At 60.1% G+C, this 11,711-nt stretch carries 6 protein-coding genes and 4 pseudogenes; 3 read left to right on the forward strand and 7 right to left on the reverse strand.

Annotated elements, in window-relative coordinates; genetic code table 11:
* Nucleotides 1-1,722: 1,722 nt before the first annotated feature.
* The 3 genes and pseudogenes from IVB27_RS20310 to IVB27_RS20320 all read right to left on the reverse strand — a co-directional run.
* Nucleotides 1,723-2,866, reverse strand: a pseudogene (locus IVB27_RS20310) (IS256 family transposase); the annotation flags it as partial.
* Nucleotides 2,863-3,117 carry a hypothetical protein gene (locus IVB27_RS20315; RefSeq protein ID WP_247445053.1) on the reverse strand — a complete coding sequence of 85 codons (255 nt, stop codon included), beginning with the start codon at nucleotides 3,115-3,117 and terminating at the stop codon, nucleotides 2,863-2,865. The pseudogene IVB27_RS20310 and the gene IVB27_RS20315, both read right to left, overlap by 4 nt.
* A gap of 72 nt (nucleotides 3,118-3,189) precedes the next feature.
* Nucleotides 3,190-4,113: pseudogene (locus IVB27_RS20320) on the reverse strand (IS3 family transposase); the annotation flags it as partial.
* 62 nt (nucleotides 4,114-4,175) lie between these two features.
* On the opposite strand from IVB27_RS20320, the gene IVB27_RS20325 reads away from it, so the two are divergent.
* Nucleotides 4,176-5,228: an IS110 family RNA-guided transposase gene (locus IVB27_RS20325; protein ID WP_247445054.1), complete on the forward strand. Its 1,053-nt coding sequence runs from the start codon at nucleotides 4,176-4,178 to the stop codon at nucleotides 5,226-5,228.
* 628 nt (nucleotides 5,229-5,856) lie between these two features.
* On the forward strand, nucleotides 5,857-6,057 hold the full coding sequence (locus IVB27_RS20330; protein WP_247445055.1) for an integrase core domain-containing protein: 201 nt from the start codon (nucleotides 5,857-5,859) through the stop codon (nucleotides 6,055-6,057).
* 124 nt (nucleotides 6,058-6,181) lie between these two features.
* Here the strand turns inward: IVB27_RS20330 and IVB27_RS20335 are convergent, their stop codons facing one another.
* From IVB27_RS20335 to istA, 3 genes and pseudogenes are all read right to left on the reverse strand, one after another.
* Nucleotides 6,182-7,672: a CoA-binding protein gene (locus tag IVB27_RS20335; RefSeq protein WP_247445057.1), complete on the reverse strand. Its 1,491-nt coding sequence runs from the start codon at nucleotides 7,670-7,672 to the stop codon at nucleotides 6,182-6,184.
* Between the two features lie 1,027 nt (nucleotides 7,673-8,699).
* Nucleotides 8,700-8,990, reverse strand: a pseudogene (locus IVB27_RS20340) (ATP-binding protein); the annotation flags it as partial.
* Nucleotides 8,987-10,463, reverse strand: a pseudogene (gene istA / locus IVB27_RS20345) (IS21 family transposase). The pseudogenes istA and IVB27_RS20340, both read right to left, overlap by 4 nt.
* A gap of 159 nt (nucleotides 10,464-10,622) precedes the next feature.
* On the opposite strand from istA, the gene IVB27_RS20350 reads away from it, so the two are divergent.
* Nucleotides 10,623-11,450: a beta-keto acid cleavage family enzyme gene (locus tag IVB27_RS20350; RefSeq protein ID WP_249811655.1), complete on the forward strand. Its 828-nt coding sequence runs from the start codon at nucleotides 10,623-10,625 to the stop codon at nucleotides 11,448-11,450.
* Between the two features lie 116 nt (nucleotides 11,451-11,566).
* On the opposite strand, the gene IVB27_RS20355 is transcribed toward IVB27_RS20350, so the two are convergent.
* On the reverse strand, nucleotides 11,567-11,711 hold a 145-nt coding region (locus tag IVB27_RS20355; protein ID WP_247442991.1), incomplete at its 5' end, for a transposase.

An 11,711-nucleotide genomic window follows, 5' to 3' on the forward strand; every position in this document is an offset into this window, starting at 1 on the left:
TTCGTTGGCAGATGCGGCTCTATCTGAGCCCACTGCTTGTCGTTGAGCCAGAACAGTCCTTTGCGCATCGAAGTCCCCCGTGCCGAATCAACTTGGCACCAGGGAATCAGAACTCGCTAATTAGGTACAGACCCTAGCCCTATTGGCCTTACCAAGAGCGTCAACAGCGGCCGGGACAAGGACAACCGTTGGCGCCATCACACGGTCTGCGGAATGCTGATGCATTTTAGTCTCGCTGTGACTGTCGAGGCCCTGCCGCTGGGATTAGCGGCGGTGAAGTTCTGGACGCGGAAAAGTTGAAAGGCACGACGCAGCTCAAGAAGAAGATTAACCCGACCCGCGTTGCAAATGAGAAGAACGAAGCGTTCGCTAGCTCGACAATCTCAGGCAGTCAATCGAGCGGCTCGGACAGCCGGAGCGTTGCATTCATTGGTGACCGCGAAAGCGACATCTACGAATTGTATTGCCAGACCCAGGAGCTTGGCGCTCACTTCCTTGTTCGCGCCTGTATCGATCGGCTGGCAGGCGATGGCGGTCATACGATTAAGGGCACGCTCAATCCCGACGCCCGAGAATGTGCGCGATCCAAAGTTTCGGGGAAACGAATTCTTCGATCCGCAACCGTGCAAGTCAAGTACGAGATATTGCGTCGCGTCTCCGTCGACAACGCTTCGGTGACAGGCGCGGCTGGTCCAGGGTGCGCCGGTTCGCGCTCGGGCGCTGGCGAGCTTGATCCGCGCCGAGCTCGTCGAGGTTCATCCGAGGGCGATCGAGCGAGCATTAAAAAAAACTGCCGGATGAACACGCCACGACACCGGCATGTTCGATCCTCTCGCCCGCCATTGCGGCCCAACATGGGGTGCTGCGTATGGCAGCTCTCGGCAAAGCGCTGCCGCCAACGGCCGACAGTGGCCTCATGCTCTTTCTGCGCCGGGGCATGTGGGGGTGGGCGCAGACGCTGGCCGCCGCAGGCCCTGTTCAAAAGTCAGTTGCATCGCGTACTCCACCGGTGCCGCGTAACGAGCGCACAGCTGTCGTTTACGTGCTCGCGACAATGGCGATGAGCACACCCGACCGGAGAACGCCATGAAGGAGTCCCTCAAAGTCCAGCCTCACCACCTCGAACGGGGTGCCTACCTCTACATTCGCCAGTCCTCGATGCGACAAGTCGTTGAGAACGTCGAGAGTACAAAGCGGCAAAATGCGCTTCGCGGGTGCGCAACTGCTCGGCTGGCGCGACGAGCAAATCATCGTCCTTGACAATGATGATGGCGAGTCCGGTGCATCGGCCGCCTGGCGAGGGATTTCAGCGGTTAGTCAGCGACGTCGGCATGGGACGCGCAGGCATCGTCATCGGCCTGGAGGTCTCCCCGGCTCGCGAGGAACAATGCCGACTGGCAACGTTTGCTGGAGATCTGCGCGCTCGCTGACACTCTGATCCTCGACGAGGATGGCGTGTACGATCCGACAAGCTTCAACGGCGGCTCCTGCTCGCCTCAAGGGAACAATGAGCGAGGCTGAGTTGCACGTGATCAAAGCACGGCTTACGCGGCGGGATTCTCAACAAGGTGAGACGCGGCGAGTATCGCTGCAGCCTTCCAACCGGCCTGATCTATGACCAATCCGGCGATGTGACGTTCGATCCCGACACGCAGGTCAGGGAGACGATCGCCCATTTCTTCGACACGTTCTCTCGCGTAGGCTCTGCATGCCAAACCGTCAAAGCCTCCCGGCCGCGACCCATCGCAAGGCCATACCGGCATCTCGCCAGCGTTTGACGTTGCGGGTGACGCGGCGAATGGTGCCCATCATGTTCTCGGCGATGTTGGTACAGGCAAGCGATCGACGAAGCTCCTTCGGCAGCTTCAATCGGACGACAGTCGGGATTTCGTCGAGGCCTTCGAGGATGCTGGCCGCTACGCCGGGCCAATGCCGGTCGAGTCGACGCGCGAGATTGCGGATCAATTTTTCAGCCTTGTCCGCGTCATCGAGCTACCAGGCCTGGCGCAGCACCCGACGGGTCGCCGCATGATGCTCTTTTGGCACGCGCTCCATGATGTTGCGCGCCTTGTGGATCTGGCAGCGCTGGATCCCAGCGGCCGAACCGAAGGTGCGGCGGATCGCCTTCGACAACGCTTTCGCGCCGGCGACGATGAACAGTCTTGGCACCTTCGGATCGAGCCCGCGCGAGAGTCCAGCAGGGCCTGAACCGTTGCGGCGTTCTCGGTCGCCCCTTCCACCAGCGCCAGCGGATGCTTGTTGCCTTCGCCGTCAACCCCGAGCGCGGCGACCAGCACGAGATCCTCGCCGAGATGCAGCCCGTCGATTTGGCCACGAGAAGGTCGAGCGCGGACAGATCGGCAGCCATGAAGTCGGCCAGCCGCGCCGCCGACAGCGCTACGAACCTCCGCGAGGCCGCCCACTTCGAAATCCCCGATCCGGGCGGTGCCGGCACGTCACCTTCGGGCAGCCGGACAGCGCGGTGCCGAACCGGCGCGCCGACACATTGATCAGCATCAGGTTCATCGCCCAGCGACCGAGCGAGTCCTCCTGCGCCGCCGTTTCCCAGCTCGGGATCGTGACCTGGCGGCCGTCCACGCCCCGGACCCGCGGGCGCTCGACGTCGATCTTGCCGCCGTGGAAGCCGATCCGTCCCCGCGTTCGGCCCCAATGGTGCGCCCGCCGCGCCGCATCGCGACCGTGGCGCGGCTTGCAGGCCGCCGTGACATCCGCCTCCATCATCGTGCCGAGCGCCTCGATCCCCGCCGCAAGGCAGAACCGATCAAAGCTCGCCCCGCACTTCTGCAAACGCTTCGTCCACAGCCCCAATCGCCGGCGAACCAGCCGGTGTGAGATCTCTCCTCATGGCGTTGCTCTCCTTTGTAGAATCAGCACCCCGAGCCGACCGGGGCTCAAGCTGGGCAACGCCGACCTCTTCAGAAATTCAACAGAACCCGGGACATCGCCGCCGGTCAGGGTGGCAGTTACAGCGACAACCACAAAAGGCGTGGCTAGCGTAATATGCGCCAAGACCAGTCCGGCATAGCTGTTGAGCAGCCCGACATTGGCATAAAAGAAGTAAATCGCCACTGCGGTAATCACGGCGGGAACTACCATCGGGGTAATCAACAAACTAAGCACCGCAGCACGGTACGGAAACTTCGGCCGACTTGACCTTGCCCCCAGGTTTTATCCAGTCCTGAGTTCGCCCGTGCCGTTGGATTTGCCCGGTTGGGCGGTGGCAGCGACGGGAGCTGGCGCGGAGCCTTCGGCATAGCGCACCGCCAGATCCCGGCGCGGGTGGCAGGTCATCGCGAACTCGGACGGGGTTCTCCATCCGAGCTGCGAGTGTGGTCTTGTGTCGTTGTAATCGGCCCGCCAACTTCCAAGTGTGACGCGGGCTTGTGCCAGTGACGTGAACAACGTCTGGTTCAACAGCTCATCCCGCAGCCGGCCGCTCTCGATGAAGGCGTTCTGCATGGGTTTGCCCGGCGCGATGTAGTGCCATTCGACACGGCTTTGGTCGGCCCACACCAGGATGGCGTTGCTGGTGAGTTCGCTGCCGTTATCGCTGACCACCATCCTGGGCTTGCCGCGCTCGATCATCAGCCGGTCCAGTTCCCGCGCCACGCGGATGCCGGAGAGGGAGGTATCGGCCACCAGCGCCAGGCACTCACGGGTACAATCATCGACGACAGTCAGGATTCGGAAGCGGCGGCCGTCGGTCAGCTGATCCGACACAAAGTCGAGCGACCACCGGTCGTTCGACGTCATCGGAACCAGCATCGGCGCCCTGGTCCCGATCGCCCGCTTGCGGCCACCACGGCGGCGCACCGTCAGCTTCTCTTCCCGATAGAGCCGGAAGAGCTTTTTGTGGTTGATCAGATAGCCCTCCCGCCTGAGCAGAACATGCAGCCGCCGATAGCCGAAGCGGCGGCGCTCCTGGGCGATCGCCCTCATGCGTTGGCGAAGGCTGGTATCGTCAGCCTGGGTCGTCCGGTATCTCATGGTCATGCGGCAGCAGTCGATGGCTTTACACGCCCGCCGTTCGCTCAACCCATGGCCATCCACCAGATGAGCGACAGCTTTCCGCTTCCCCGCGGGCGTCACCATTAATGGGATGACCCGCCCCGTCCTCTCAGTCAGACTGAGTTGGCTTTTGAAAGGAGGAAGCAATGAGGACACGGAACAAGCCCAGGCCGGCAACGGTGTTTGGGATCGACATTGGCAAGAACCTTTTCCACGTCGTTGGGCTCGACGCCGCCGGAATGCCGATCCAGAAGGCGACCTTTCGGCGCGATACGCTCTTGCAGTTCTTCGAATGTGCAGGACCGGCTTTGGTGGGGATGGAGGCCTGCTCCGGCTCGCAATGGTTGGCCCGCAAGATCGCCGCCATGGGGCACACCGTTCGCATTATCCCAGCTCAATTCGTGAAGCCATATGTGAAGTCCAACAAAAATGACATCATCGATGCCGCGGCGATCGCCGAAGCCGTGACGAGACCAACGATGCGCTTCGTCGAGCTAAGGTCGCCTGAGCACATTGACCTGCAAGCGCTGCATCGTGTTCGCGATCGGATGATGTCGCAACGGACGTGCCTCATCAATCAGATGCGCGCTTTTTGCCTGGAATATGGGATCGCTATTCACCAGGGTGCCGGCAAGTTCAAGGCTGATCTGCCGAGGGTTTTGGCCGATCAGTCGAATGATCTAACCTCGGCGATGCGTCGCATTCTTGCATCTACATCTGACGAGCTGCGGCAGCTGGAGCTGCGGATTGCCGAGGTCAACCGCGAGATTGAGGCAATTGCCTCTCAAAGCGATACCGCACGTCGATTGATGACCATCCCGGGCATTGGGCCGCTGGCCGCGACGGCGCTTTTGGCAGCAGCTGGATCTGCCCGCCAGTTCAAAAAGGCCCGCGATATGGCAGCTTGGCTAGGTCTTGTCCCGAGAGAATATTCTACGGGAGGCAAAACGAAGCTGCTGGGGATAAGCAAGCGCGGCAATCGATATCTGCGCCGGATGATCATCCATGGCGCCCGTTCCTGCGTGACTCATCTTGATCGCTCGCGATACCGCCTTGGCGCGTGGCTTGATGGACTTCAGGCACGCATGCACACTAACAAGGTCACCGTCGCCTTGGCGGCCAAGATTGCGCGGATCGCATGGGTGGTGATGACCAAGCCCGGCGCAAGCTATGAACGGCGGGATCCGGCCTTTAGCTGATCCCGTTTGTTCCAGACTGCGAGGTTCGTGAAGGTGATGACGAAACAGTCGATCGGCGCGCCGTAAACCCTGTGCAAAAAAGCGGGCTTCGAACCCGAACCATTTATCTGGGAACGGCACGCGCGGATCTCATCATGGCCTGGCCGCAACAGCGGCCCACTTGCAAGAGGCCGGATACATTTGTGCAGACTGCATCGTTCTCATTAAACCGCTTGCGCTTCATGCTCTGGTCCTCGGCTTGGGCCAGAACGAACTTCAAACTGAATTAAGCCTGAGGGGCAAGGTCAGACTAAGCCCAAGTGCCGCCGGCGTCCCTAACGCCGTGGAAAGTGCTGTCACAGATGTCGCCACGAGAAGCGAAGTGCTCAGCGCGCTCTGCCATCGCTGCGTTAGGAAAATTCCTCGTACCAACGCAGTGAAAACCCCTCGAGCGGATAAGTAAAGAAGGGTACAGAATTGAAGGAGAGTGGAATGATTACCAGGATCGGGGCGATCAAAAAAAGAATAACAGCCCCGCAGATCAGCCGGTGTGTATAGTACCAGATCTTCTGAAGCGGCGCGACAGCGACCGTTCTCATGCTAATTTGACCCGCTCGACCCAAACCAACTCGCCGGCTTGCTGGCCTCAATGAACCGCAAGGCCAACGGCTACGACAATGCCCGGATGGAAAGCTTCTTCCACACTCTCAAGACCGAACTCGTCCATCACCGGCATTATGCAACAGGGCAAGAAGCCACACGTGATATCTTTACCTGTGTCGAGCAAACGCGTCGTCACTCCGCCATCGGCTATCTCAGCCCGATCGAGATGGAGCTAAACGCAGCTTAACCCTGTCCATTTTTTCGGGGGAAGATCAGTTCGCCCTTCGGTTGCTCTCTTGGCGCTCGCGCGGGTTGCGACACCTCGATTTCATGTGCTGCTCATGCTTGGCTGCCGCGCCTGCGGCATGGTCTTAGCGGTCCACTCTCTGCTTCGACGTATGCCACTCAATCACCTTGCCTAGCGCTCGGACCGAAATTCCCGTGCCCTGCAGAAGCGGTCGGCCGGCGAACACGGGCGGCCTTCCGTCAATCTCCCTACCTTGAGAAACTCCACTCATCTGCGAGACTGGGACAAGAACGATTTCAGGATGTTGGGTCACTAGCTCATTGAGAGCTAGACCAACTGGCGACTCGTCGTCAATGCTCAACGGTAGGTCCTTACCCCAGAGAAGGATGTCAAACTCACCGCTTGCTCCGAGTACCTGCATGCAACTGCGCAGGACTTTCGTATCGAAGGCACTTTGAGCACTCAGATCCAGGGGATTGAAGCTGTTCGCGAATCTCGGAAGCACGTCCGCCAGATGTTTGCGCAGCTGGTCCGAGAACGAAGCGAGCCTCAAGCCTCGTGTCGCCAAAATCAGGTCGGCCATAATGTTTCCCATTCCACCTGAAAAACTTACAAAGGCGACACGGTTGCCTCGTGGTCTTAGGGAGGCGTTGAAAGCTACGACAGTTTCGACCAGATCCTCCGCCGAATCGACCGTTATCACCCCCAGTTCTTCCAGAAGCCGGATGTCGCTTTCGTAGCTGGTCGCTGCTTGGGTTGCCGTATGACGGTTAATAGTCTTTTGGATTTCGGAATGAGCGCCGACGCGCAACATGATGATCGGCTTGCCCTGTCGCCGCGCGCGCGTGCAAGCAGCGGCGAGACTTTCGGGATCCTTAATCCCTTCGGAATAACTAACGATCACCGTGGTTTGTGGATCGTCGGCAAAGAAGTTAATTATTTCGGCCGTTGTGACGCTGACTTCGTTACCTGTGGTCGCGATCTTGCTGATGCCGATGCCCCTAGCGATCAACGGATGCATGATTGCAACCATCTGTCCGCTCTGGAAGACACAACTGACCCCTCCCGGGACGATACTAGGAATCCTGCTTTCTCCAACGGCAATGAGAGGCCGGTGCAGATTAACGACTCCATATGTATTGGGCCCGACAAGGGCGATTGTCGGCGAACCCTTCGCCCACTGCTGAACTTGCTGCTGTCTAGCGCGCCCTTCTTCTGAGCCGAGCTCGGCGAAACCGCTCGAGATGATCTGTGCGGCGCCCACCGACCTTCGATTGCATTCCTCTAGAACGCGCAGAATGCTCTCAGCCGGAACACATAGGATGGCCAGGTCCACTCGGAACGGAACGTCTAAGATACACCTGTAACAGTTTACGTCGTCCACCTTGCCGTAGTTCGGGTTGACGGCGGCGACATTTCCATCGAATCCGGACGATACAATGTTGGTAAGTATGTTTTTCGCGAGACCCGGCTTCGGCGAAGCCCCGACAACCGCAACTCCCTGCGGTTCGAAGAGAGATTGAAAACTACGTTCGTGGCTGGTCGGCTCCAATTTGTCCGGAACAGGCCGATAGGTCCGTGTCGCTGTTTGTACGGTTGTTTTCTCGTTACTCATGGGCATTCCTCGTAAGCCAGAAAGCAGGGACAGGATCAACGACGTGTGGGAATGTTCAAAAGTCTCCGGGGCGACTGCGAGGATCGGCCCTACAGTCAGCTCCTAGCGAGGATCTTGGCCAGCCTCGCTCGGTGCCGTTAAGGTGTTCAACGCCAATTTTTCGATGCAGGCCATATCGCTCTAGCGAAAGCAGAACTACGTTCGTCTTGCGCGCTGAATGCATTCAGGTGCTCTTTCACTCAGTGTTGCTGGTGCTCGATAGCAAGGGACGTGCCAGCGGAGCCAATGGCATGCCAGTGGCGTTCAGCGCCATTGAACTTCTGTTGCCAAAAAGGTATTGTGTGATTTAGCGTCATGTCTTGTACTTTAGCTCGTCCTACTTAAGTTGGCAGCTGCCCAAGCGAGCACCCGTGGTTTAATTGTTTGACGATTGAGGGGATCGAGCTGTCTCCGCAATTTGTGTAGAAAATGCTACTTCTGCCCACTGTCGCCAAGCATTCGCTGTGAGCAGGTTACAGCCGCGCGACCAGTTTCGGTACGTCGAGCACGCAGTAAATGCGAGAGCAGACTGCCGCCTCGAATGCCGACCACCTGGCTAAAGTGCGGATTACCGATCCATATTTCGACGCAGCTCGTCGGCCTGGTCTCATGAGCTGCCATGGACGTGCCATAGCCGGATGCGCAACTGCTAGGGGCACTGTCCCCCTCATATTCATCGCGACGCAATTGACTTCGTGCGATGCTCCTACGTTGGTTTCGATAATCACCCGGCGATCGCCGCTTGCGCGATTCATGCGATTGAGGCTCAGCGGTCATTGCATTACTCCTGCGCCAGAACCCAATACAATCTCGATGTTCTCAGAGAACTCGAAGGAAGCTTGTCAGAGAATATTCTGCGCGCGCGTGCTTGTCTTTTCCAGCGTAATGCTAGCCTATCTCGCCGCGATGCACATTCTGGCTTCCGGTCAATTGACGGGGCGAAGGACACCGATCGTAGTGTTCCATGCCTTTGCACGCATCTCTCCAGCGCGAGCGCGGTCACCTGCGCCCTGGAGATCATCGGCACAGTCTCAAAGTCGAAGCTATCGAAGGTCTTTCCGGCGGGCAGCCGCGCCTCAACGAGATGGCGCTCGATGCGACGGCGGCCGCGTTCGACGATTTCGTGCTCGGCGATGACGGCGAGGAAGCGGGCCGCCGGCCAACCTTCCTTGTCGGACTGTTCGGCGAACTGTGGCCACAGCACCTTGATGGCCGGCAGTCGCAGCTCGTTCAGCAACAAATTGAGGCCCGCGATGTCGACGGTGTTGGCCGTGTTCATGCGGCGTCTCCGATCTGGCTGGCGCCGATGAGGCACTCATAGCTTGCGAGGGGGGCAAGCTGCACCACGACCTGCGGCACGCAGGCAGGATCGGGCGCAAAGTGGGCGCGCAGCTGTCCGAGGTCGGGCGGTTGACCGGTGTCCAGGTCGGCGGCGAGCTAACCGGCGAGTTCGGCCTCGCAGCCGCGCTCAGCGCGAGCAGATCGACCATCAGCCGGCAGGCTTTCCTGTCCGGCAATCGTTCGCGCAAGCGATCAAAGGTCCGGCGATAGGCATCGCGCGGGAACAGCCGATCACGGTAGACCAGATTGAGCAGCGCCATTGGCTTGCGCCGCAAGGAATGGATCACGTGCCGATACTCGACGACCTGGTCGTGCTTCCGTTGGGATGTGGCCGCCCACGCGGCAGGGTGACGAGATGGTGCCGCCGACGAACACGTCGAGACGATCGTCATAAAGGCGCACCCGCAGGTTGGTGCCCGATCAAACGCGACGGCACGGTGTAGAACACCTTGCGCAAGGTGAAGCCCCGCTTGACGTCACGCGGACAATCACCCTCCTCGTTGTCCGAGGTGCGGCGGTCTGGCAACGCCTGAAGGGTGGCGCGCTCGTGGTCGATCCGCTTGGTGTTGCGGGCATCGCCGCGATAGGCGGCGAGATCATCGAAGTCGGCAGTGCCGCGCAACAGCAGCGCATCGTTGATCGTCCGCTTGGGATGGCCATGCGAGCTCTCGATCGCCCCGTTCTCGTGGGCGATGCCGCCATTGTTGCGGCAAGGCTGCATGCCGTAGTGGGCGCAGAGGTCCTCGTACCGCGGGGTCAGATCGTCCCTCGCATTGCGATCGAGATTGCAGATGGCGGCCGACAGGCTGTCGGTCCGATGCTCCCGCGGTGCCCCACCGAGCGACCACAGGGCATTCTGCAGCCCTTCGGCCAATGCGACGAAGCTCTCGCCACCGAGCACGACATGGGCGTGTTCAAAACCCCCAATAGGCCAACCGGACGTGATCGAGGCGATGATCGAGCGGCACGCCAGCGATCGTGGCCCCAAGCTCGCCCATATCGGTGAAGTCGGACAGGCGGACCTGGCCCACTTCATGGGTCTGGAAGATGACCTCCTGCTCCTCGTCGTGGACCGCTCGCCAGGCGCGGATCCGGCGCTCGAGCGTGCGGCGGATTCCAGCTCCGAGCACAGGATCGCGCCGTAACACCTCCTCGGAGATCGCAACCGGCCGCACGCCGGGGGCGGCCTTGAGCATCGGCACCGCTTCTGTCTCAAACACACTGGCCAACGGGTCCGGCCGGCGACGACTGCGGGCGCCCTTCTTCTGCGATGGAAGTCGGGAATCATTCTCGATGCGATACGCGGTTGACGTGCTGAACGACGCCTGGCGGCGGCACCTGGCGGGCTATCGGTCTGACGGTACTTCATGTAGAGCCTCATCTGGTGATCGATGATGTGTCGGCCTGGCAAGCGAGTGATTCCTCTTGGCGGAAGAACCACGTGCATAACCAGCCGGCCGCGATCACCAGACGGCGCGGTCCCCTGTGGCCGCGCCGTCGCCGGGCTCGCAACTCCGGTCGCGCTACGCCCTCCCTGCGTCACGAGCCCGGCGACGCTCCCTCATCCTGATTGACGCTCCGCTGCCATCCTAATTGCCGCGCGGCAATCGAAGCAACACGGGCCGGGGCGGCGGTGGTGCACTTCCATGTGCGTGATCCTAAAACGCGGCGCGGTTCGCGCGATGCGGCGTTGTATCGGGCCGTGATGGAGCGCATTCGGGAGTCAGACGTCAATCCGGTTGTCAACCTGACTACGGGAATGGGCAACGGTCTTCTTCTGGGTGAACCGGACTCTCCTCTGCCGCCGAACCCCTCGGGCACGGACATGGCGAGCGTGAGTGAGAGGCTAACGCATGTGGAAGAGCTCCGCCCCGAGATCTATACACTGGATTGCGGATCGATGAATTGGGGTGCTGGCAGTCAGTACGTCATGGTCAATTCCGCTGGAACGCTGCGCGCGATGGCCGCACGTGTGAAGGAGATGGGCGTAGGTCCGGAGCTCGAGGTGTTCGATGCTGGTCAACTGGTGTCGGTGCGCGATTTGATAAAGGAAGGGCTGATCGACGATCCGGCGTTGATCCAGCTGTGCTTGGGGATTCGCTACGGCGCGCCCGACGATCCGACCACGTTGATGGCGTTGCTGCACCAACTCCCGCCACACGCCATTTACTCGGTGTTCTCGATCGGACGGATGCAGCTACCCCATGCCGCACTGGCCCCGTTGGTCGCCGCGAACGTGCGGGTAGGCTTGGACGATAACATTTACCTCTCTCGCGGGCGATTGGCCACGAACGCCGAGCTTACGCAACGCGCAGTGGAGATTCTCGAGAGAATTGGCGTGGAGGTGATGAGCCCGCATCAGGTGCGCCAGAAGCTCGCACTTAAAGCTCAGGTCTAGGAGGACCAAGTTTATGTCCAGAAAGCGAGCGCTTACCGTGCTGGGAGGCGGAGTCGCCGATCGGGCCGAGTGCATCGGTTGCGTCATTCCCAAAGGATAGGAATTAGGGTTCAGACTCAATTGATCCAATAAGCGACGAGAGCGGCGAGGTGGACGGCGGCCAAGAAGTTTCTGGCAAGTTTGTCGTAGCGAGTAGCAACACGCCTGAAATCCTTGAGCCGGCAGAAACAGCGCTCGATAACATTGCGCCCTTTATAGAGG

The organism is Bradyrhizobium sp. 197, assembly GCF_023073375.1.
Taxonomy (GTDB): Bacteria; Pseudomonadota; Alphaproteobacteria; order Rhizobiales; family Xanthobacteraceae; genus Bradyrhizobium.

Coding starts and splice junctions, on each gene's coding strand:
- IVB27_RS20330 (WP_247445055.1), top strand. CDS start 5,857: ATGAACCGCAAGGCCAACGGCTACGACAATGCCCGGATGGAAAGCTTC.
- IVB27_RS20335 (WP_247445057.1), bottom strand. CDS start 7,672: ATGAGTAACGAGAAAACAACCGTACAAACAGCGACACGGACCTATCGG.
- IVB27_RS20315 (WP_247445053.1), bottom strand. CDS start 3,117: ATGGTAGTTCCCGCCGTGATTACCGCAGTGGCGATTTACTTCTTTTAT.
- IVB27_RS20325 (WP_247445054.1), top strand. CDS start 4,176: ATGAGGACACGGAACAAGCCCAGGCCGGCAACGGTGTTTGGGATCGAC.